Source organism: Pseudomonas sp. o96-267, assembly GCF_003935465.1.
GTDB classification, from domain to species: Bacteria; Pseudomonadota; Gammaproteobacteria; order Pseudomonadales; family Pseudomonadaceae; genus Aquipseudomonas; species Aquipseudomonas sediminis.
Genome location: NZ_RHQP01000001.1, coordinates 199,199 through 221,042, shown reverse-complemented (window position 1 = coordinate 221,042; position 21,844 = coordinate 199,199). Strand labels below are relative to the sequence as shown.

20 protein-coding genes are annotated in these 21,844 nt (G+C 61.4%); 4 read left to right on the top strand and 16 right to left on the bottom strand.

Features of this window, described 5'->3' with window-relative positions; genetic code table 11:
• Positions 1 to 7 precede the first annotated feature (7 nt).
• The gene (locus EGJ86_RS00955; RefSeq protein WP_125833602.1) at positions 8 to 886 is read left to right on the top strand and encodes a glycosyltransferase; all 879 of its coding nucleotides are present in this window, start codon (positions 8 to 10) and stop codon (positions 884 to 886) included.
• A gap of 54 nt (positions 887 to 940) precedes the next feature.
• Here the strand turns inward: EGJ86_RS00955 and EGJ86_RS00950 are convergent, their stop codons facing one another.
• Positions 941 to 1,603, bottom strand: a complete 663-nt coding sequence (locus tag EGJ86_RS00950; protein WP_125833601.1) for a lipopolysaccharide kinase InaA family protein — start codon at positions 1,601 to 1,603, stop codon at positions 941 to 943.
• Positions 1,600 to 2,781 carry an O-antigen ligase gene (locus EGJ86_RS00945; protein WP_256672249.1) on the bottom strand — a complete coding sequence of 394 codons (1,182 nt, stop codon included), beginning with the start codon at positions 2,779 to 2,781 and terminating at the stop codon, positions 1,600 to 1,602. The genes EGJ86_RS00950 and EGJ86_RS00945 overlap by 4 nt, the downstream gene beginning before the upstream one ends.
• Positions 2,782 to 2,890: 109 nt before the next feature.
• On the opposite strand from EGJ86_RS00945, the gene EGJ86_RS00940 reads away from it, so the two are divergent.
• The 3 genes from EGJ86_RS00940 (at position 2,891) to hldE (ending at position 6,718) form a co-directional block, all read left to right on the top strand.
• Complete coding sequence (locus EGJ86_RS00940) at positions 2,891 to 3,787, top strand: GNAT family N-acetyltransferase (protein ID WP_125833685.1); 897 nt, start codon at positions 2,891 to 2,893, stop codon at positions 3,785 to 3,787.
• Between the two features lie 4 nt (positions 3,788 to 3,791).
• Entirely contained in the window at positions 3,792 to 5,213 is a 1,422-nt protein-coding gene (locus EGJ86_RS00935) for a PIG-L deacetylase family protein (protein WP_125833600.1), read from the top strand.
• Between the two features lie 83 nt (positions 5,214 to 5,296).
• On the top strand, positions 5,297 to 6,718 hold the full coding sequence (gene hldE / locus EGJ86_RS00930; RefSeq protein WP_125833599.1) for a bifunctional D-glycero-beta-D-manno-heptose-7-phosphate kinase/D-glycero-beta-D-manno-heptose 1-phosphate adenylyltransferase HldE: 1,422 nt from the start codon (positions 5,297 to 5,299) through the stop codon (positions 6,716 to 6,718).
• Positions 6,719 to 6,931: 213 nt separating this feature from the next.
• Here hldE and EGJ86_RS00925 read toward each other — a convergent pair whose 3' ends face one another.
• The 14 genes from EGJ86_RS00925 to EGJ86_RS00860 all read right to left on the bottom strand — a co-directional run bounded on the left by EGJ86_RS00925 (position 6,932) and on the right by EGJ86_RS00860 (position 21,833).
• Positions 6,932 to 7,651 carry a membrane integrity-associated transporter subunit PqiC gene (locus tag EGJ86_RS00925; RefSeq protein WP_125833598.1) on the bottom strand — a complete coding sequence of 240 codons (720 nt, stop codon included), beginning with the start codon at positions 7,649 to 7,651 and terminating at the stop codon, positions 6,932 to 6,934.
• A 167-nt stretch (positions 7,652 to 7,818) separates the two neighbouring features.
• A complete protein-coding gene (gene parC / locus EGJ86_RS00920) occupies positions 7,819 to 10,068 on the bottom strand; it encodes a DNA topoisomerase IV subunit A (RefSeq protein WP_125833597.1) in 2,250 nt (749 codons plus the stop codon).
• A gap of 7 nt (positions 10,069 to 10,075) precedes the next feature.
• Complete coding sequence (locus EGJ86_RS00915) at positions 10,076 to 10,561, bottom strand: TIGR02281 family clan AA aspartic protease (RefSeq protein ID WP_372237952.1); 486 nt, start codon at positions 10,559 to 10,561, stop codon at positions 10,076 to 10,078.
• A 35-nt stretch (positions 10,562 to 10,596) separates the two neighbouring features.
• Positions 10,597 to 11,580, bottom strand: a complete 984-nt coding sequence (locus EGJ86_RS00910; protein ID WP_125833595.1) for an esterase-like activity of phytase family protein — start codon at positions 11,578 to 11,580, stop codon at positions 10,597 to 10,599.
• Positions 11,580 to 13,478 (bottom strand): DNA topoisomerase IV subunit B, encoded by a 1,899-nt coding sequence (parE, locus tag EGJ86_RS00905; RefSeq protein ID WP_125833594.1) that lies wholly within the window; start codon positions 13,476 to 13,478, stop codon positions 11,580 to 11,582. Before parE ends, EGJ86_RS00910 begins: the two co-directional genes overlap by 1 nt.
• Positions 13,479 to 13,493: 15 nt before the next feature.
• Positions 13,494 to 14,105 (bottom strand): YqiA/YcfP family alpha/beta fold hydrolase, encoded by a 612-nt coding sequence (locus tag EGJ86_RS00900; RefSeq protein WP_125833593.1) that lies wholly within the window; start codon positions 14,103 to 14,105, stop codon positions 13,494 to 13,496.
• A 61-nt stretch (positions 14,106 to 14,166) separates the two neighbouring features.
• Complete coding sequence (cpdA, locus tag EGJ86_RS00895; RefSeq protein ID WP_305965121.1) at positions 14,167 to 14,988, bottom strand: 3',5'-cyclic-AMP phosphodiesterase; 822 nt, start codon at positions 14,986 to 14,988, stop codon at positions 14,167 to 14,169.
• Positions 14,989 to 15,169: 181 nt separating this feature from the next.
• Entirely contained in the window at positions 15,170 to 15,622 is a 453-nt protein-coding gene (locus EGJ86_RS00890) for a DUF1249 domain-containing protein (RefSeq protein WP_125833591.1), read from the bottom strand.
• Positions 15,613 to 16,230, bottom strand: a complete 618-nt coding sequence (locus tag EGJ86_RS00885; protein WP_125833590.1) for an NUDIX domain-containing protein — start codon at positions 16,228 to 16,230, stop codon at positions 15,613 to 15,615. Before EGJ86_RS00885 ends, EGJ86_RS00890 begins: the two co-directional genes overlap by 10 nt.
• A 169-nt stretch (positions 16,231 to 16,399) precedes the next feature.
• Positions 16,400 to 16,951 (bottom strand): sugar transferase, encoded by a 552-nt coding sequence (locus EGJ86_RS00880; protein WP_125833589.1) that lies wholly within the window; start codon positions 16,949 to 16,951, stop codon positions 16,400 to 16,402.
• 41 nt (positions 16,952 to 16,992) lie between these two features.
• On the bottom strand, positions 16,993 to 17,955 hold the full coding sequence (locus EGJ86_RS00875; RefSeq protein WP_256672248.1) for an NAD-dependent epimerase/dehydratase family protein: 963 nt from the start codon (positions 17,953 to 17,955) through the stop codon (positions 16,993 to 16,995).
• A 12-nt stretch (positions 17,956 to 17,967) separates the two neighbouring features.
• On the bottom strand, positions 17,968 to 19,422 hold the full coding sequence (locus EGJ86_RS00870; protein ID WP_125833588.1) for an MBL fold metallo-hydrolase RNA specificity domain-containing protein: 1,455 nt from the start codon (positions 19,420 to 19,422) through the stop codon (positions 17,968 to 17,970).
• A gap of 132 nt (positions 19,423 to 19,554) precedes the next feature.
• Positions 19,555 to 20,124, bottom strand: a complete 570-nt coding sequence (gene cysC / locus EGJ86_RS00865; protein ID WP_372237949.1) for an adenylyl-sulfate kinase — start codon at positions 20,122 to 20,124, stop codon at positions 19,555 to 19,557.
• 50 nt (positions 20,125 to 20,174) lie between these two features.
• Positions 20,175 to 21,833 carry a GspE/PulE family protein gene (locus EGJ86_RS00860; RefSeq protein WP_125833587.1) on the bottom strand — a complete coding sequence of 553 codons (1,659 nt, stop codon included), beginning with the start codon at positions 21,831 to 21,833 and terminating at the stop codon, positions 20,175 to 20,177.
• Positions 21,834 to 21,844: the final 11 nt, after the last annotated feature.

Sequence of the window (21,844 nt, the reverse complement as noted above, 5' to 3'; positions counted from 1 at the left end):
CGTCTTCATGACCGATAGCGCCAACCCGCTGCCTCTGGTGTCGGTACTGATCTCATCCTATAACCACGTCGATTTCATCGAGGCCAGCATACGCAGCGTGTACGCGCAGCGTTACCCCAACATCGAACTGCTGGTGGTCGACGATGGCTCGCGCGACGGTAGCGTTGAACTGATTCAGCGCCTACAGGCGGAGCTCGGGTTCGACTTCGTGGCGCAGGCAAACAAGGGACTCTGCACCACGCTAAACGACATGATCGCCCGTAGCAAAGGTCTTTATATCGCGCCGCTGGGCTCGGATGACCTGATGCTGCCCGAGCGCTTTTCCTTGCAGATTCCGTTCATGGAGCGGCATCCGGAGACCGGCATCTGTGCGGGCGGTATCGTGCTTATCGACGGCGAAGGCAAGCCGTTGCCCGACAAGAAACAACGCCATCGCCCGGCTCGGCGCCTCGATTTTGACGATCTGTTCATGGATCGCAAGCCGGGCCCGCCAGCGCCGACCCTGCTGTTTCGCCGTCAGGCACTCGAAGAGGTGGGCGGCTTCGATCCGACCATTCGTATCGAGGATTACTTCGTGGAGCTGCGCATAGCGCGGGCCGGCTATTTCATCGACATACTCGAGGAACCGCTGGCCCTTTACCGTGTGCATGGCAGCAACACCTACAAGAACCGCCGCCTGATGATCGAAACCGAACTGGCGATCTACCAGCGCTTCAGCGACCACCCGGGCTACGAGGCGACGCGCCTGCGTTACCTGAACGCCATGTTCACCAAGGTCGCCAATGAGGATCGTCAACTTGCCGGTGAGCTGCTCGCGCAGATTCCTTGGCGTTCACGCAACCTGAAGACGCTCAAGGGGCTATGGCGCTATTGGCTCAAGCGTTGAGCCGCTGTTCATCTCGGATAGCGGCGCTTTCGCCGAGCTTCTGGGGGGCAGGCCTCACCTGGATTTCAGCCACCTTTTCAGGTCCCGGGTAAAGCGCGCGGCGTCGCGCTGGCCGACGCTCCGCGCGTAACCGTCTAGCCAGTTGTCCAGGTGCTGTTGCGTCAACCAGTGAATGTCCTCGGCGTAGCGCAGGATGTGCTGGAGATTGCGGCGTCGCTTCCTAGGCGCGAGCGGGCTTCCCTCCAGCTTCATGTCGGAAAGATCGATCAGGCCGAAGGAGCCGTCCGGCAGGAGCAGTACATTGCCCAGATGCAGGGAGCGAAAGTAAACGCCGCGCTGGTGCAATTCGCCGAGGAAGGTTCCGAACGCCATCACCAGTTCAGCGCGCGCCATGGTATCCAGCTGGCCCAGCTGGTTGCGCAGGGTGTCGCCTGGCAACGGCTGATAACGTACGGCGCTCAAGCGGCATTGGTTGATGATCAGAACGTCGAGAACCTTCGGAGCGGCGATGCCAAGGCGCAGCAGGCCTTGCGCATTGGTCGCGAAACGTTGCGCCGGCAGGTTCCAGAGATCGGAGGACAGTAGTCGCTTGCGCCGATAGAGTTTCAGGAAGTCGCCGTCCTCCAGGCGCGCCACCTTGACGCCCAGGCCATCCTCTTCGATGGTTTTGGCGCCCTGCAGCAGTGCGTTCAGCTGCGCCGCATCGATTCGTTTCATGCCTGGGCCTGCCTGTGTCGTATGGAAAGGGCGCCTAACAGCGCCAGGGGAATCCAGATCAGAAACCAGCTTTCATTGGGGCGCGACAGATAGTTGCCGCCTTCAGTCAGGCCAGCACACAGGCCATAGATCAGCAGTGCCGAGGCAATCTGGAACTGTGGTAGCGCACGCAGGCGCAGACAGCGATGGAGGGCGAAAATGTACATGATGGTCCACAAGCCTAGGCCAATCAGACCCAGCTCGAGAAGTACTGCGAGCTCGACATTGTGCGGGTCATGTAAAAGATAACGCATGCCCTGAATATCGAACTCGAACTTGCTGTTGTAGCCGGCACCAAACCAGAGGTGTTCGCCAGCCTGTCGCCAGGCATCGCTCCAGAGTTCGGGGCGGAAGGAGGTACCACGCTGCAGAATAATTTCCGGGGCGACCAGATAGGTTGCGCTAGCAACGAGGGGTAGCGCGGCAATTAGATACACCGCGCGTTGGCCGCTCATCAGTAGCATCCAGAAACAGGTCAGCGTTAGGCCCATCAGCGGCGTGCGTGAGCCAGTGGTGAGCAGTGCAGCCAGCAGAGGAAGCGCCATTACAGCCGGCAGCCAGTCGCGACGCTCGCTGCGTGACAGCCACGCCGCGATCCAATAGGCGCACAAAAAGCCGAGAACATGGGAGGTGAGTAAGGGGTTGCGCAGGGCGCCGGTTCCGATCAACCGCGCGCCCGGGGCCGCGTTGTGCAGGAACCAGGCGACATTAATGAGGGCGGCCAATGCACCGATTGCAGCGCCGAGGCGCAGGGCCTTGAGCAGCAACTCTTCGCGTTTGATAGCAATTAGTGCGCAGCCTACGAAGAGCATGAACACATAAAGCGGACGCTTGGCTAGGCTGCCAACGCCATCATCGGCGCGGCTCCAGCTCATGCTGATCAGCAACCACAGGCTGAACGCGAGAAAGCTGAGGATCACCGGATCGCGCAGGACGGACTTCATCTGTGCGGGTGCGAGCAGGATCGCCAGTAGGGAGGGGGCCGCGAGGAACGCGTAATAGAATTTTGTGTACAGACTGCCGTCGGGTACCCAGAACAGACCTGTCAACAGGACCAGATACCCCCCCACGAGCCAGCGGCTGGTGATGAAATCGTGGAGTCGCAGGCGTCTGGCGCCAGGCTGTGAAGGTGTTTGCACCAGAAATCCTAAGCATCGATGAAAAGAGCCTATGTTAAAGCATCGTTCGGGTGAGGGGCAGCGACCACGTGTTAAGCTTTGCGACCTTTTCGTTCGAGCTGGATGCCCGATGTTCAACCCGTTACAACGCTGGCGCGAGCGTGGCTGGCGCCCCATCAGCGCCGATCTTTATGCGCAGGTGTGGGCTCGTCTGGGCGGCAGTGTCGTGACTCATCCGCAGGTGGTTTCACGGCTTTCGGCGCTGGCAGGCATACCCGTGCGCTATCTGGGCTGGCCGCTGCAGGGCGAGTTGCAGGCAGCGGTCCCGGTGTGGGGGCGCCACCTGGCGTTGTCACGCGATGTGCTCAAGCGTCAGGGTCGACGCGACTTTTTCGATCTGGGCAATGCCGAGGTGATATTACCGGTCGCCCGAGGGGCCATGGCTCCGGTTCGCCAGCGCATGCGTTATGTGACCACCCTGCATGAAGGCGGGATATCGACACTGCGTAAACAGCGGGAAGAGTTGGCCCTGGCGCGCCAGCCGGAGGAATACGGCAAGAAGTTTCGCTACAACCAGCGGCGCGAGTTGCGAATGCTGGAAGGGGCGGGTGGTGAAATCCTGCCGGTTTCGGGCCTGTCGCCCGATGCCCTGGCTGCCATCTACACGGAACTGTTCGAAAAAAGATGGGGCTTCGCTGTCCCCGGCAAACAGCATCTGTGCGAAGTGTTCGACGCACTGAAGGATTTTCTCTGGGGCAATTATCTGCAGCTGGACGGCAACCCGATCGCCGTTCAGGTGCTGTACAGGGTCGAATCGCCAGACTGGATCAGCATTGAATACATCAATGGTGGAGTCGATCCAGCCTCCCGTGATTTCAGTCCCGGCAGTGTGCTCAGCTTTATCAATACTCAGTCCGCTTGGGAAGATGCGCGTGCTCGAGGGAAGCCGCTACGCTACTCATTCGGCCGAGCCGATGTGGAATACAAGGATCGTTGGTGTAATCGCCAACCTGTTTTTCAGGTGTAAATGAATGGAAGCACGCAAGCAGCAATTGCTACGCCGGCATCGGCGTAACAAGCGCATTCTCATGGTCGTGGCACTGCCGATTCTGGTCGGCTTGGACTGGTTCGGATCATGGAGTACCACCCCGGTGGTGCTGCTATTGGCCTGGATCGCCCACGAAGCCTGGTTCTCCGATCATCTTTTCTACTCCCCCCGCGATGACTATCGCCATGCCTTTCCGCCCGACAGCCTGAGCTTCCCGGTTCTGCTCGACCGCAAGGGATTGGTATCTCCGAATGGGGCCGCATTGCCCGACGATGCCGACACGCTGGTACTGGCGGTGCACATCCGCAGCGGTTGGCTTGGCCGTTACCTCGATCCTCATGTGCTCATCGGCGAGGGCGAAGCGCAGGATCGGCAGGATCTCGAGCGGGGCGTCAATGGCGTGCGCTTTCTTAATCTTTCGGGTTGCCTGCCGTCGCTGCGCAGCGGGCAGTTGCGACTGCGTGGGCGCTTCTGCCGGGTAGGTCGTGAGGCGACCCTGTATTGCTTCAACAATCCCGATTACTCCCGGCGTCGGGTGATGGTGCTCGCCCCTCATGCCGACGATGCCGAGCTTGCCGCGTTTGGTCTGTACAGCCGCAGTAGGGAAGTTTCCATCGTCACCCTGACCCAAGGTGAGATCGAGGCCGATTTCTACCGTCGCCTCGGTCTCAGTGATGCGGCCGCGGCTCGTCTCAAGGGACGGCTGCGCAGCTGGAGCAGCCATACGGTGCCGTTATGGGGCGGTGTCGAACCCAGTCGTTGTGTGCACCTGGGTTATTACTGCATGCAACTGAGGCACATGGAGGGCGAACCGAACATGCCATTCGCGTCACGTGAATCCGGCGACTCCGACATCCGCAGCGTGCGTCGCTTCAATGCGATGAAGTTGCCCGCCGATGCGGATGGCGCCCCCACCTGGCATAACCTCACAGCCGATCTTGCCGCCCTGCTGAAACACTTCAAGCCAGAAGTGGTGGTGCTGCCTCATCCCGAACTCGACCCTCATCCCGACCACATCCAAACAGGGCGCGCATTGCTCCAGGCCATTGAACAAAGTGGTTGGCAGCCGGATGTGCAACTGCTCTACGCCAATCACCTAGTTGATAATGACCGTTGGCCCATGGGCCCTGCGGGTAATGGTATCGCTCTGCCTCCGTGCATCGAGCCTTTGCCGGCCGATAAGCTTTGGTGCCTGCAGCTCGATGACCATGTTTTGCTCGACAAGAGTCAGGCGCTGGCGATGCAGCACGACCTGCAAACCCCGCTGGCTTTCAAGAAGCGTCTGCGTCGCTTCATTCAATGGTGTCTGGCTGCACGTCGCTGGCCGCAGGCGGGTGAAGATGAGTTCTTCCGCAAGGCTGTGCGTCGGCATGAATTGTTCTGGGTGCGTCCCTTCGACCGCTGAGCTGCGCTGAATAGCACACGGCGCGGTGCGTGAAAGCCGATGTGTTATTCTCCGCGGCGATTTTGCAATCCCGGAGTTTCCGCATGAAATTATCCATGCCCCGTTTCGATCAGGCGCCCGTCTTGGTAGTCGGTGATGTCATGCTCGATCGTTATTGGCACGGCGGCACCTCGCGCATATCGCCCGAAGCCCCGGTGCCCGTGGTGCGGGTCGATCAGATCGAGGATCGTCCGGGCGGCGCTGCCAACGTGGCGCTGAATATCGCGGCGCTCGGCGCGCGCGCCTTGCTGGTCGGCGTCACCGGCGACGACGAGGCGGCTGAAAGCCTCTGCGACAGCTTGCGTGGCGCCGGGGTGGAGGCGCACTTTCAGCGCATCGATAACCAGCCCACCATCGTCAAGCTGCGTGTGATGAGCCGTCATCAGCAGTTGCTGCGCATGGATTTCGAAGAACCCTTCAATACCGACACCGCTGCGCTGGCGCGTGAGGTCGAAGCATTGCTCGACGGGGTCAAGGTGCTGGTGTTGTCGGACTACGGCAAGGGCGCGCTACAGAACCACCAGGCGCTGATCCAGGCGGCACGCAAGAAAGGTATTCCGGTACTCGCCGACCCCAAGGGCAAGGATTTTTCCATCTACCGTGGTGCCAGTCTGATCACGCCGAATCTTCACGAGTTCGAGCTTATCGTTGGTGGTTGTACTGATGAGGCTGAGCTGGTCAGCAAAGGTGCCAAGCTGATGCGTGAGCTGGAGCTGGGCGCGCTGTTGGTCACCCGTGGCGAACATGGCATGACCCTGCTGCGCCCCGAGCATGCCCCGCTGCATCTGCCGGCCCGAGCCCGTGAGGTGTTCGACGTTACCGGCGCTGGCGACACGGTAATTTCCACCCTGGCGGCATCTATCGCCGCAGGGGAGGAGCTGCCGCAAGCGGTTGCCCTGGCCAACCTAGCCGCCGGCATCGTCGTCGGCAAGCTGGGCACGGCTGCTATCAGCGCGCCGGAACTGCGTCGTGCGGTGCAGCGCGAGGAAGGCTCCGAACGTGGTGTGCTGAGCCTGGACCAGCTTTTGATCGCCATTGAGGACGCCCGCGCCCATGGTGAGAAAATCGTCTTCACCAATGGCTGTTTCGACATCCTTCACGCCGGTCACGTGACCTATCTGGAGCAGGCTCGCGCGCAGGGTGATCGACTGATCGTTGCGATCAACGACGACGCCTCGGTCAGTCGGCTCAAGGGGCCGGGCCGGCCTATCAACGCCGTCGATCGTCGTATGGCAGTGCTCGCCGGTCTCGGCGCCGTTGACTGGGTGGTGAGTTTCAGCGAGGACACGCCCGAACGCCTGCTCAGCCAGGTGCAGCCGGACGTGCTGGTCAAAGGCGGCGACTATGGCATCGACCAAGTGGTCGGCGCCGATATCGTTCAGGCCTATGGCGGCGAAGTGCGCGTACTCGGTCTGGTGGAGAACAGCTCGACCACCGCCATCGTCGAGAAGATCCGCAGCAAGTAGGTGCAACGTTCTCCTGAGCGACTGTCGCCGGCTCGCTGCTTGATGGTGCTTGTCGCGGCGAGCGCGGTGTCTTGAGCTTCGACGGCCAAGGCTCAGGTGTAGCGACGATGGTGCAGTCGAATGCATCGAGCCGTCCGCTGCGGGACTCTGCTAACTCTTAAAGTTCAGCTGTCTTCTACCCATAAAAAAGCCCGCATCTGCGGGCTTTTTTGTCTAGAAACGAAACACTTCCGTATCGATCTTGATCGGTTCTGCCACCGGAATCTTCGGCCCGGCAGTGGTCGGTTCCTGCGGTTTGGCTTTGGCCACCGGCGGTTTTTTGCGCGGTTCGGGTGTCGGTTCGGCTGCGGCGACAGGTTGAATGGCCACTGCCATCTCAGCGGTCAGGCGCTGCAGCAGAGTGCTCTGCGCCTTGACCTGCTCGGCCAGCGGGCCCCCGTGTGGCTGCTCCAGGCGAATCAGGCGGCTGTCGCGCAGTTGTCCGCGACGATCGAGCAAACGCCATTGTGCTTCGAGCACGGCCGGTTGGGTTGGGCCGGAGTCCAGGCGGGTAATGGTCAACATGACCTGTGCGTCGGCGCTGAAGCCGGGTGCGGCAGGAGCCAGTACCAGGCGCTGGCTATCCAGGCGCCAGGCCAGCTGGCGCAGCACCTGCTGGTCGATATCGTTGGCCAGGCTGCTGGCCCAGCGAGCGTCCTGCGCGGCAACCAGGCTGCCATCGGTCTGGCGCTGCAGCAGATGCTGCTGGCGCAGGTAATCGGCCACGCTGATCGGGCCGACCAGCACGGTTACACCGTTGTCCTTGGTCGGCGTCACCGCATCGCCGCTGTCGAGTTGGTAAAGGGGCACCGGCTTCTGCTGCAGCAGGCTGCAACCGCTCAGTACGAGCAGCGCGATCAGAAGCAGAGCCATCGGGCGTACTACAGTCATCATCAATTCCAGGCAGCCGCTTCTGGGGCAGCTGCACATCGATCCCATATCATGCTGGGGGTCATGGACGACCCAGGGCGCGTATCATCCGTCAAACCGCGCTACGACTCCAGCCTTGGCTGCTTGCCGGTAGGGCGGATATCCCGGACGAACGGGGCGTGTTGCCGACGCTATTCCACCAGAAGCTGGTCGACGCGCTGGAAGCCGCGCGGCAGCTTGTTGCCACGGCGGCCGCGCTCGCCCTTGTAATGCTCGAGGTCGTCGGCTTTGAGTGTCAGGGTACGCTTCCCGGCCTGCAAAACCAAACTGGAGCCGCTGGGCAGTACGGCCAGATCGGTCAGATACTCCTCACGCGAGGCCACGCGCTCGCCAGGAATGCCGATGATCTTGTTGCCCTTGCCTTTGCCCAGTTGCGGCAGGTCGGTGACCTTGAACAGCAGCAGACGGCCTTCGGTGGTCACGGCGGCCAGCCAGTCGTCTTCCAGGTTGGTGACCGGCTTGGGAGCAACCACCTTGGCGCCGTTGGGCAGGCTGAGCAGGGCCTTGCCGGCCTTGTTCTTGGCTTGCAGGTCCTCGCCCTTGACCACGAAGCCGTAGCCGGCGTCGGAGGCGATCACGTACAGCGCGCTGTCTTCGGGGAGCATCACGCATTCGAAGGTCGCGCCCGGCGGCGGGGTCAGGCGGCCGGTGAGCGGTTCGCCCTGGCCACGCGCCGACGGCAGGCTGTGGGCCGTGAGCGAATAGCTGCGGCCAGTCGAATCGATAAATACCGCGTACTGGTTCGAGCGTCCGGGCGCTGCCGCCTTGAAGCCGTCGCCGGCCTTGTAGGACAGGCCTGTGGCGTCGATGTCGTGGCCTTTGGCGCAGCGCACCCAGCCTTTTTCCGAGAGCACCACTGTGACCGGTTCGGTCGGCATCAGCTCGGTTTCCGACAGGGCCTTGGCTTCGGCGCGGGCGACGATCGGCGAGCGGCGGTCATCGCCGTACTTCTCGGCGTCTTCGATGATCTCCTTGCGTACCAGCTTCTTCAGCTTGGCTTCGCTGCCGAGCAGAGCCAGTAGCTTCTCGCGCTCCTTGGCCAGCTCGTCCTGCTCGCCTCGGATCTTCATTTCTTCCAGGCGAGCCAATTGGCGCAGGCGGGTGTCGAGAATGTAATCAGCCTGCACATCGGTGAGGCCGAAGGTTTCCATCAGCATCGGCTTGGGCGAATCCTCGGTGCGGATGATGCGGATCACCTCGTCGAGGTTGAGGAAGGCAATCAACAAACCTTCCAACAGGTGCAGGCGCTTTTCCACCTTGTCCAGGCGGAACTGCAGGCGGCGGCGCACGGTGCCGACGCGGTACACCAGCCACTCGCTGAGCAGGGTGCGCAGGTCCTTGACCTGCGGCTTACCATCGAGTCCGATAACGTTGGTGTTGACCCGGTAGCTGGATTCCAGGTCGGTGGTGGCGAACAGGTGAGTCATCAGTTCATCGGCATCGACGCGGTTGGAGCGCGGGATGATGACGATGCGGCAGGGGTTCTCGTGGTCCGACTCATCACGCAGGTCAGCGACCATCGGCAGCTTCTTGGCCTGCATCTGTGCCGCGATCTGTTCCAGCACCTTGGACCCGGAGACCTGATGCGGCAGGGCGGTGACGACGATGTCACCGCCCTCGACACTGTACACGGCGCGCATGCGCACCGAGCCGCGGCCGGTTTCGTAAATCTTCAGCAGGTCGGCCTTGGGTGTGATGACTTCGGCTTCGGTGGGGAAGTCAGGGCCCTGGATATGCTCGCAGAGCTGCTCGACCGTTGCGCTCGGCTCATCCAGTAGACGCACGCAGGCCGCGGCCACCTCGCGCAGGTTGTGCGGCGGCACGTCGGTGGCCATGCCCACGGCGATGCCGGTGGTGCCGTTGAGCAGCAGGTTGGGCAAGCGTGCCGGCAGGGTCGCCGGCTCGTTCATGGTGCCGTCGAAGTTCGGCACCCAGTCGACCGTGCCTTGGCCCAGCTCGGAGAGCAACACTTCCGAGTAACGCGACAGGCGCGCCTCGGTGTAGCGCATGGCAGCGAAGGATTTGGGATCGTCCGGCGCACCCCAGTTGCCTTGGCCGTCGACCAGTGTGTAGCGGTAGCTGAACGGCTGCGCCATCAGCACCATGGCTTCATAGCAGGCGATGTCACCATGCGGGTGGAACTTGCCGAGCACGTCACCGACGGTACGCGCCGACTTCTTGTGCTTGGAGTCGGCGTCCAGACCCAGCTCGCTCATGGCGTAGACGATGCGGCGCTGCACGGGTTTCAGGCCGTCGCCGATGTGCGGCAGGGCGCGGTCCATGATCACGTACATGGAGTAGTTGAGATAAGCCTGCTCGGTGAAGTCGGCGAGTGACCGGCGTTCAACACCTTCCAGGCTCAAATCGAGGGATTCGCTCATGCGGGCCTCATTGCAAGGTTGATTGGCGCAGCACCAGGGTGCCGCCCTTCTGACTGAATTCGAGTTGTTTCAGGGCGCTCATGCCCAGCAGCACTTCATCACCGTCCATGCCGGAGGCGATCAGTGCGGCGACGTCACGCAGTTCGATATCGCCCAGGCGCAGGCTGTCCAGGCGCGTGCGATGTCCCGTGGCACGGCCGTTGGCGGTGCTGATGATGACCGGCGCACCGCGTTGCAGGCCGAGCCGCTCGGCCACCGTGCTGGGGATCGCGACCTGCGTGGCGCCGGTATCGAGCAGGAAGGTCACGTCCTGCCCATCGATCTGGCCGTTGACCACGTAATGCCCCTGACGGCTGCTGGCCAGGCTGACTTCGACGAAACCATCGCCATGTAGCGACTGCGGCGTCTGGTTCGGGTTGCGCTGGCGATCTTCCCAGTTGCCGAAGAAATGCGTGGCCAGCAGCAGGCCTGCACCCCAGGCGAGCACCCACATCACGCGTCCGGCACGGCGGCCGGGCGTCTGCTCGCTCACGGGCGCCGGCTCCAGCCGCCCTTGGGCGCAGCAAAACGCCAGACGATTGGGCGTTCTTCACCATCGGCGCGGGCCTGGCTGCCATTGTCGACGCCGATCCAGGCGCCGTCCTTGTCGATCCACAGCGCTTCGGCCATGCCGTAGTCCGGCGTATAGCGGCGTGGCTCGCTCAGTGCCTCGGCGGCGAATGACCAACAGATATCCGCAATACCGTCGCTCAGGGTGCGGCGGCAGATACGATGAGCCTGGCGTTCCAGAGTGAAGATTTTTTCGCCGAAATAGGCCAGGCCGGAGAAGTCGCGAGGGGCCAAATGGCCGCCGAGGGCTTCCGGGGAGGGTTCATCACCGCTTTCGCTGGTCAGCACGCAACCGCCCGTGCAGCGCCAGCTACTGCCGCGCCGATGCAACACGGTCAGGCCGCGACGACGTTGTTCCGCTGCCAGCCACAGGCGTTCGCCTGCTGGGTCGATGGCGATGCCTTCGAAGCCCTGGTTGAAGTGCAAGAGCATGCCGCTGGCGCGCGCCTGGCGTACCAGGCCGCTGGGCAAGTTGAGCCACTGTGCGTTGCCGTTGCTGCTGACCTGCAACACGGCGGCACGGGTTTCGCTGACCAGGTAACGGTTGCCCTGCGCATCGCACGACAAGCCTTCGAAATCCAGCTTGCCGCCGCGTACCAGGCCAGCCGCCCAGTTGCGCATGCGCAGCCCCCAGGGCAGGGTGTTCTCGGGTGGTTCAGGGGCGACGAAGGTTTCTGCCTCGGCGCGCAGCAAGCCCTCCTCACGGTGCAGTTGGTAGATACGGTCGTCGTCGCGGTCGGACACCGCCCATATCGTGTCGCCACACATGGCCAGGCCGGACAGATTGCCGCTGGGCATTTCCGTCACCGGGTACTCAGCCTGCAGCTTCAGCTCTTCCAGCACCACTGGCTCGGCGTGCGCGACGCCGGCCAACAGACCAAGTGCGAGGAGGTGGTTGCGCATCAGGCCAGTACCTCGGCCAGGTTGCCCTTGGTTTCCAGCCAGCTCTTGCGATCACCAGCGCGCTTCTTCGCCAGCAGCATGTCCATCACTTCGCGGGTGCCTTCGAAATCATCCAGAGTCAGTTGCACCAGGCGCCGGGTGTTCGGGTCCATGGTGGTTTCGCGCAGTTGCGGCGGGTTCATCTCGCCGAGGCCCTTGAAGCGGGTGACCTGCGGTTTGCCGCGGCGTTTCTCGGCCACCAGGCGGTCGAGGATGCCGTCACGCTCGGCGTCGTCCAGGGCGTAGAAGATCTCCTTGCCCAAGTCGATGCGGTACAGCGGCGGCATGGCTACGTAGACGTGGCCGGCATCCACCAGCGGTCGGAAGTGACGCACGAACAGGGCGCAGAGCAGGGTGGCGATGTGCAGGCCATCTGAGTCGGCGTCAGCGAGGATGCAGATCTTGCCGTAGCGCAGCTGGCTCAGGTCGCTTGAACCCGGATCGATGCCGATGGCGACGGCGATATCGTGCACTTCCTGGCTGGCCAGCACTTCGCTGCCGTCCACTTCCCAGGTGTTCAGGATCTTGCCGCGCAGCGGCATGATGGCCTGGAATTCCTTGTCGCGCGCCTGCTTGGCGCTGCCGCCGGCGGAGTCACCCTCGACCAGGAACAGCTCGCAGCGCAGCGGGTTCTGCCCCGCGCAGTCGGCCAGCTTGCCGGGTAGCGCCGGGCCCTGGGTGATCTTCTTGCGTTCGACCTTCTTGCCCGCCTTGAGGCGGCGGCCGGCGTTGCTGATGGCCAGTTCGGCCAATGCCAGGCCGGTTTCCGGGTTGGCGTTGAGCCACAGGCTGAAAGCATCTTTGACCACGCCGGAGACGAACGCGGCGGCCTCGCGGGAGGACAGGCGTTCCTTGGTCTGGCCAGAGAACTGCGCGTCCTGCATCTTCATTGAGAGGACGAAGGCGATGCGCTCCCAGACGTCTTCCGGTGCCAGCTTGACGCCGCGCGGTAGCAGGTTGCGGAACTCGCAGAACTCGCGCATGGCATCCAGCAGGCCCTGACGCAGGCCGTTGACGTGGGTGCCGCCCTGCGCAGTGGGAATCAGGTTGACGTAGCTTTCCTGCACCGCGTCGCCGCCCTCCGGCAGCCACAGCAGGGCCCAGTCCACCGCCTCCTTGTTGCCAGCCAGGGCGCCGCAGAAGGGCTCGACGGGCAGGCGTTCGAATTCGCTGACGGCGTCGACCAGGTAGGAGCGCAAGCCATCTTCGTAATGCCACTCGACTTTCTCGCCAGCGGCCTTGTCCTCGAAGGTCACCGACAGGCCCGGGCACAGCACGGCCTTGGCCTTGAGCACATGCTTGAGGCGGCTGACCGAGAATTTGAAGGAGTCGAAATACTTGGCGTCCGGCCAGAAATGCACGCTGGTGCCGGTATTGCGTTTGCCGACCGTGCCGATGACTTCCAGGTCGCTGGCCTTGAAGCCATCGGCGAAGCTCATCTGGTACTCGTTGCCATCACGCTTGACGGTGACCACCACGCGCGTCGACAGGGCGTTGACCACGCTGATACCGACGCCGTGCAGGCCGCCAGAGAACTGGTAGTTCTTGTTGCTGAACTTGCCGCCGGCGTGCAGCTTGGTGAGGATCAGCTCGACCCCGGGCACGCCCTCTTCGGGGTGGATGTCCACCGGCATGCCACGGCCGTCGTCGAGCACTTCCAGCGAGTTGTCCTCGTGGAGGATCACCTGGATCGACTTGGCGTGCCCGGCCAGGGCTTCGTCGACGCTGTTGTCGATGACTTCCTGTGCCAGGTGGTTGGGGCGCGTGGTGTCGGTGTACATGCCCGGGCGCTTGCGCACCGGGTCGAGGCCGGAAAGGACTTCGATGGCGTCTGCGTTATAGGCGTTCTGCTGGGCCATAGGGTCTCTTGTTCGTCAATTGAATACGGAAAAGTCGGTATCACGCCAGAGTGTGGCGTTAATACCGGCAAAAGCGAAGAGGGTCGGCAGGCGTTCGGCAAAACCCTGGAAACCGTGGTCGCCACCGGCCTGGATGCGCAGGGCGCAGGCGCGGTAGTAACGCTCGGCGTCGCGGTAGTCGAGGGTCTCGTCGCCGGTCTGCAGCCACACCTGATAACGGCTCGGGTCACTCGGTGCCGGGACTTCGAGTTCGGCCAGGGCGTGAACGTGATCCTCGGTAAGATCCCAGGTCTCGTCGCTGTAGTAGTTCTTTTGCGGGCCCAGGTAGCCATCGAAGCGCAGGTGCGGCTTTACGGCTGGGTTGATCAGCAGCGCCTTGAGCCCGTGCTGCTCTGCCAGGTAGGTAGCGTAAAAGCCGCCCAGCGAGCTACCCACCAGAACAGGATCGCCCAGTTCGGCGACCAGCGCCTGCAACTGGGCGATAGCTTGGCGTGGGTGGTGATGCAGCGCGGGCACGCGCAGTTGGTTTTCCAGGCCCAGATGGGCCATGGCGCGGCTCAACTGGCTGGCTTTGTGCGAGGCTGGCGAGCTGTTCAGGCCGTGTATATAGAGGATGGATGCGGTCATGGAGCGGGAGGCTACTCGTCAGGGGCCTCAAGCTGCAAGCTTCAAGCTGATTGGGGGTATGTCAGTAACCCTTGACGCTGTAGTCCACTTCGAAATCAATGCCGGTGACGCGCGACACGCCGGTGTCCAGCTTGCCGTCGGCATGCAGACGCAGCCAGCGATAGCCGGGGGCATCATTGCCCACCTGAAACTCCTCGCTGCCCGGTGCGAACTGTACGCAGGTCGAGGGTGAGGCGAGTAGGCGCAGGTTATCGTGTATCTGGTCGAACTCCTGGTGGATATGCCCCCAGAGCACGCCCCGCGCCTGCGTGTAACGGTCAAGGATGGCGAACAGCGCGTCGGCGTTACGCAAGCCTATGGGCTCCATCCACTTGCAGCCGATGGATACCGGGTGGTGATGCAGGCAGATCAGGTGATGGCGCTGCGGTGCTTCGCTGAGGGCGCGTTCGAGCAGTTCGAGTTGGCTGTCGGCAAGAAAACCGGGCACGGCGCCGGGAATCGACGAATCGAGCATGACGATGCGCCAGGCGCCAAGGTCGATTACCGGCTCCAGCAACTCACTGTCTTTGCAGGCGGCCTGCATCGGTGGGGTTTCATCGTGATTGCCGGCCAGCCAGCGAGCCGGGGCGGCAATGGCCGAGGTGAGTTGGCGAAAGCGCTGATACGACGCAACGCTGCCGTCCTGAGAAAGATCGCCCGTGGCCAGGATCAGATCTATCTGCGGCTGCTCCTGCTGCACCCGCTCGATCACCCGTTGCAGGCTGTCGCACGTATCCATGCCCAGCAGCTTGCCGTCCGCTTCGGCGAACAGATGGCTGTCGGACAACTGCACCAGCAGGACCGAGGATTCAGTGGATGGGGCGGGCAGGCTCGGCAAGACCATCTCCTAAGGCATTATCGAGTGAATTATGGTGGTTGCTGCGGCAAAGGGAAAACCCGGGAAGCGGAAGCAGATCACAGAAAAAACGCCGAGAGCGTTTTTGACGTGGCTTGCGCTAACCCCCGGCAATGAAAAACCACGCCAGCGCATATTGGCCGGGCAGTGCAAAGCTTGATTGCGGGGGCTACATCACCGGCTGAGGTTCGTGCCCGCAGGCCAGGCAATGGCTCAGCCATTCGCCGAGGAACAGATTGAGCTGGCTCTTCTCGTCCGGCTGGTGCATGGCGGCGTTCGGGTACGGGTAGCGAATATGCAGGCGCCGCGCGTTCTCGGCGCCCACCACCTCGGCCATGCGTGCATCGTGATACACCCGCACTTCCAGTTGCGGCACCGGCAGCCAGGGCAGGCTGTGCTCCTGGCGTACGCGCAGGGTGGTGGTGTACGGGCAGCTTTCCAGCACGTCCAGCGCCAGCACACCGAGCAGGTGTTCACCCTGGCTAAGGGCAACACGGCGGCTTTGCGAGTGCTCGCGCATGTGCGGCAGCAGGCGCATCAGGCGCGCGTAGTTGGCCTCGCAAGCGGTTTGCAACTCGACCAGGTCGACCCGATAGCGCTCGCGCAGCAGGTTCATGACCACATGCCCCGTATTTCGTCGCGGTTCAGTGCCAGCCATTGCAAGGCGATGATGCTGGCCGCGTTGTTGATGCGTCCGTCGCGCACGGCAGCCAGGGCATCGGCCAGCGGCATCACATGCACGCGAATGTCCTCGCCTTCCTCGGGCAGGCCATGCACGCCACCGGCACCGCTGCTGTCGCAGCGACCCAGAAACAGATGGACGAACTCATCGGAGCCGCCAGGGGAGGGGAAATACTGGGTAATTGGCCACAGCGGGCCAAGAATCAGATCGGCTTCTTCGACCGCTTCGCGGCGGGCGACTTCCTCGGGCTCCTCGTCCTTGTCGATCAGCCCGGCGACCAGCTCCAGCAGCCAGGGATTGGCGGCCTTGTCCATGGCGCCGACACGGAACTGCTCGATCAGCACCACTTCATCGCGCTGCGGATCGTAGGGCAGCACGCAGACGGCATCGTGACGCACGAACAGCTCGCGGGTCAGTTGCGGGCCCATATTGCCGGCGAACTGGCGATGGCGCAGCTTGATCCGGTCGAGGCGATAGAAACCGCGAAAGCAGTTCTCGCGCTCGATGATTTCCACCGCGTCGGTCTCAGGTGTGAAGGGGGCTGTCATCTACCGGGCTCTCGGTTGGAGTGGCTTCAGGCGCATCCTAGGGGCAGTTCGAGCTTGCTCGCAAGCGCCACGAGCATTGCCTGGGGGCTGCGCTGTAGCTTGAGCCATTCATTTTGCTGGGAGCAGTCAATTGCGGTGCCTCATGAGCGCTGTCGACATTCGTTGCTGCTCAATGCCGTATGCGATCCCCACGGCCCTGACCCAGAACCGTCATGAGAATGAGCTTGAAGTAATACGAAAGGGTCAATTGCCGGAGCATTTTGGCATCGGTCTCTGCCAGCAACTCAGGGGTAGACATATCGATACCACTCACCTGGGCGAGGCCGGTAATACCTGGTCTTGCTTCAAAGACCTTGCGGATATCGCGCTCATGCAGCAGTTGTTCCTGATTGAAGAGTCCAGGTCGCGGCCCCACCAGGCTCATCTCACCCTTGAGTACATTCCATAGCTGAGGCAGTTCGTCGAGTTTGGTTTTGCGCAGCAGCGCGCCCAGGCGCGTGATACTCGAGCGTGAAGCCAGGTGGCTTGCAACGGAAGCCGTATCAACATCCATCGTACGAAACTTGATCAGGGTGAAGGGCTTGCGATAACGCCCGACACGCTCCTGGAAAAACAGCGGTGAGCCGGTGTCAAACAGACCTGCACAGTAGATCAAGAGCAGAACGGGTGCTCCGAGAACGAGGCCGGCCAGGGACAACAGAATATCGACGAAACGGATCACTTAGACACCCCAGCCCACGATGGAATATTGCGACAACACAATTACGAAAGCTCGGTAGCCTGGTGGGCGTACCACCTGGCGGTTAGACGTAAGCCCTGATCAATCGTGAACGGAGGCCGCCAGCCGAGTTGCGTGCAAATCTTCCTGTTGCTGACAACCAGTGATCGGGTGAGACGCTCCGCCAGCGCCTGTTGCCCAAAAACTCTTGCTGCTGTGTTGAGCACCCACACAGGTATTGCGACGTCACGATTAGGTACGCCCAGACTACTGGCAATGGCTGCGACAAGGTCGCTGCTGGAAAGTGCGACGCCATCATCCAGCAGATAGGTTTGACCTGCTGCCTCGACATGGGTTGCGCAGAGAATCAGGGCATCTACCAGATTGCCGACAAATAGTAGGCTCCGCTCATTACTGATGGCCTTGAAGGGCGTCGGCCAACCGCTGTGGACTCGGCGCAGCAACTGCAGGAAATTGGCCCTTACGCCCGGGCCGTAGACCAGCGGGGGGCGCACTATTACCACCTCCAGGCCTGTTTCAGCGCCCAGGCGCAGCAAGGCTTGCTCTGCTTCCCATTTCGACACGGCGTAAGGGTCATCGGGGGCTGCTGCATCGGACTCCACAAAGGGCTTGCCCGGCGCTGAGTGCTCACCGTTTACCTTGATCGTACTGACGAACACGAAGCGCCTTACCCCGGCGTTCGCGGCCTGGCGAGCCAGGTTCACTGTTGCCTCGACATTGGTTCGCCGAAATGCAGCGAGCGGATCTGCGGCCTTGTCACGCATCACATGCACGCGCGCAGCGAGGTGGATCACCACACCGATATCATGCAGTGCAGGCGCCCAGGGTGTGTCACCGTCCAACTCGCCGTAGCTGTAAATGTCGGCTGTGTTCGTTGCGTGACGCATGGCGGCACGATAGCCAAGGCCTCTCTCGGCAAGCGCCTGGCAAAGAGCAGCGCCTACGAAGCCATTGGCTCCTGTTACCAGAAAACGTATCGCGCTCACTGCATCACGTCCTTATGCCCCACTGTTGATTATGACGACCGGTCGCTGCGCTTCATCATAGAGGCGTGCCAGCACCTCGCCCAGTGAGCGACGCGCCTGCGGCTCACCATGTACCAGGCGAATTTCACCAGGCCATTTGCGCATACCGGTTACGAAGCTCACCAGGCCGGCCTGATCGGCATGCGCCGAATAGCCATCAATACTATGAACGCCCGCCCGGATGTCATGGCGTTTGCCGTCCAGTTCGACATAGCCCTTACCAGGGCCGAAACGCTGGATCGCGCGACCCGGAGTGCCATGTGCCTGATAACCGACAAACAAGACATCGTGTCGTGGGTCGCCCAGCATTGCCTTGAGGTAATTGACGATACGGCCACTGGTACACATGCCACTGCCGGCGATGACAATCGCAGGGCGTGCGCTGTGGGTCAGGTGCTCGAGAATTTTCTGATGATCGGTATGACTGTCCACCGTGATCAGTTGCTCGAATGCCAGTGGGCGGCGACCCGATTGCACACGCTCATGGGCCTCTTCGTTCCAGAAGTCTCTTAGCTCTCGATAGGCCCTGGTTAAGCGGCTGGCCAGAGGGGAGTCGAGGATCACCGGCAAATGCGGCCAGCTCAGACCGGTGCTGTCATCGGCTACCGCATCTGCGACCGTATGCTGATCGAGTTGCCGGCTATGAATAATGTCTTCAAGCTCATAGAGCAGCTCTTGCGTACGCCCCAGGCTGAATGCCGGTATCAGTACCGTGCCATTGTCGGCCAGCGCATGTTCCACCACCTGCTCCAGGCGCTCACGGCGACGGCTGCGATTTTCATGCAGACGGTCGCCATAGGTACTTTCCAGTACCAGCAGATCAGCCCGCTCAGGTGCACGGCATGCTTTCAGAATGGGGGCATCAGGTGCGCCCAGATCGCCGGAAAAGACCACGCGGATGCTGTCTTTTTCCTGCTTACCGTCCAGATCAATTTCCACGTAAGCCGAGCCCAGTATGTGTGCAGCGCGCTGCAAGCGGACTCGGGCCAGTAGTCCGGGCTTATCCTGAAGGGTAAACCAGGTTGCATAAGGCAGCGCGATGATGCGCCGTTGCACCTCAGCGATATAACGCTCAACCTGCTGCTGATCGCGGCTGAACACCAACTTGAAGGCATCCTCAAGGACGATAGGCAGCAGTTTGGCAGAGGGAATGCTGCACAAGATCGGCCCCTTGAAGCCGGCAGCCAGCAGATAGGGGATACGTCCGACATGATCGGCGTGCACGTGAGTGACGATCAGTGCGCGCACACCTTCAATAGAGAAATCGATCGTCTGGTTGTGCTCGCTGGCGCCAAGGTTCGATACGTCGGCACCCTGAAAAAGACCGCAATCGACCAGAACACTGTTATCCGCGTCGAGAAACAACTGATGGCACGAACCGGTGACGCCTTCAGCGGCACCGTGGTGAAGAAGCCGGATAGAGCCCATAGTCAGTCCTTTAACTGGGGTTGAATGAGCGATGTTCAGGTCATGGCAGTGGCTTGGGGGTTGCGCCTCGGATGGCGACAGATACCATGCTGACTACCTCGGAGCAGAGCATGCGTGCTAGTCGTCAGAATGTTAGTCGGCGCTCGGTCCTACCAGGCCTGCGCGCTCAAGATAATCCAGTATCTTCTTGACGCAAGAAACTAGGTCCGACTGTACGGTATCGAGACGAATTTCTGGTTGCAGAGGCGCCTCGTAAGCTGAGTCGATACCGGTAAAGTTTGGTATCAACCCTGCTCTTGCCTTGCTGTAGAGACCCTTGGGGTCGCGCCGCTCACATTCTGGCAAAGGGGTATCGATGAAAACCTCAATGAACTCACCTTCCCCGATAATCGCTCTGGCTGTTTCGCGGTCTACACGGAACGGCGAAATGAATGCGGTGATGACGATCAAACCAGCGTCGACGAACAGCCGAGCGACTTCCGCGATACGACGAATGTTCTCCTCGCGATCCTTGTCGCTAAAGCCAAGATCCTTGCATAAGCCCTGGCGAACGTTATCGCCATCAAGCAAATAGGTGTGACGGCCGTTTTCTGTGAGCGCCACTTCCAGCGCATTGGCGATGGTCGACTTGCCTGCGCCGCTGAGCCCTGTTAGCCAGATTGTCACCGGCTTCTGGCTCTTAAGGCGAGCACGAGTGGCCATGTCAACGTCGGTATGTTGTCTCTGTACATTCGAGATTGTTGGCATATTACTCATTCTAGGTCTTGCTCCACGTAGGCAACCCGCATCACTTCCTCGATACTGGTAAGCCCCCTGCTTGCCTTCAGCAAGCCATCCTCGAACAGTGTGCGATGGCCTTGTTGGCGTACCAGCGCTTTCATTTCCTGAAGTGGCGCTTGGCGGTTGACTAACTGCTGCAGAGCGCCGGTCATCGGCACCATTTCATAAATACCCATCCGGCCACGGTAACCAGTTTGATGGCAGTGAGTGCAGCCAACCGCACGCTTCCACTGTGGTTCGCCAATTGGTTTGAAATCGCTGAATTCGGCTGGTAGCTCTACGGCTTGATCTTCCAGCGCGCAATATGGGCAGAGCTTACGTACCAGGCGCTGCGCCTGAACGCCGCGCACTGATGCGGCCACCAAAAATGGCTCAAGGCCCATATCAACCAGTCGGGTAAAGGCCGAAGCGGCATCGTTTGTGTGTAGCGTCGATAGCACTAAGTGGCCGGTCAATGCTGATTGAATGGCTATTTGCGCAGTATCAAGGTCGCGTATTTCGCCGATCATGATGGTATCGGGATCCTGGCGCAGGATGGCGCGCAAGGCCCGTGGAAAGGTATAGCCGATCTCCGCATGAGCCTGAATCTGGGTAACGCCGGGCACCTGGTACTCTACCGGGTCCTCCACGGTGATTATCTTATTGCTGCCGTCGCGCATCTGCGCCAACGCTGCATACAGTGTGGTCGACTTGCCCGAACCTGTCGGGCCTGTGACCAGAACGATGCCGTTGGGGAACGCCAGCCACTGCTTGAGCTGCTCTAAGTGATCCGTCTCGAAGCCAAGGCCCGCAAGAGACAACTCTTCGCGATTCTTCGGTAGCAAACGCATTACGATGGACTCGCCGAAGACGCCTGGCGCTGTCGAGACACGAATGTCCATGTCCTTGCCGCTCAATCGAAGCGTGATGCGACCGTCCTGCGGTAAGCGCTTTTCGGCTATGTCTAGGCCAGCGATAAGCTTGATTCGTGAGCCGACCGCCGCGTAGCGCTCGAAAGGTTGAACCATGCGCGTGTGCAGTACGCCGTCGACACGCATACGCACGGTGAAGCGCGCCTCCTCTGGCTCCACATGGATATCCGAGGCTCCTGAATCCACTGCCTGGGCCAGCAGGTTGTTAACTAGCTCGACGACAGGAGCCTCCTCGATAAGGCTCTTCAGCGACTGGTGATCATCCCGGAAAAGATCGGAAACTGCACTTTCGCGGCGTACATGTCCGACCAGATTGTCGATGTCCTGTGTCCTTGCCAGGTAGCGCCTGGGGGCTCTTTGCGGGAACAGATAGGCCAGCAAGTCAATGATTCGCGAATCATTCAGGTCTTTGGCCAACACGTTCAGGTCGCCGTCTTTTTCCCAGAGCAGCAGGTTATTGTCCAGCAGCCAGTCCAGGCGTACCTCCAGTGTCGCCATAAAGGTATAAATCTCAGCCGTGGTTGGAAGCTCATCGCCTGACAACAGCGGCAGGCCGTTCTGCTGCGCCAGAACGGTCAGCAAGGCGTCTTCGGAAAGTGCCCCTAGGCGGATCAGGATAGATCCCAGTCGACCGCCGGTCTGGCGCTGCAGACTGAGGGCCCGTTGCACGTCGTTTTCCTCGACCAGCCCTGCCTGAACCAGCAGCTCCCCCAACTTCATATTTCGCTCCC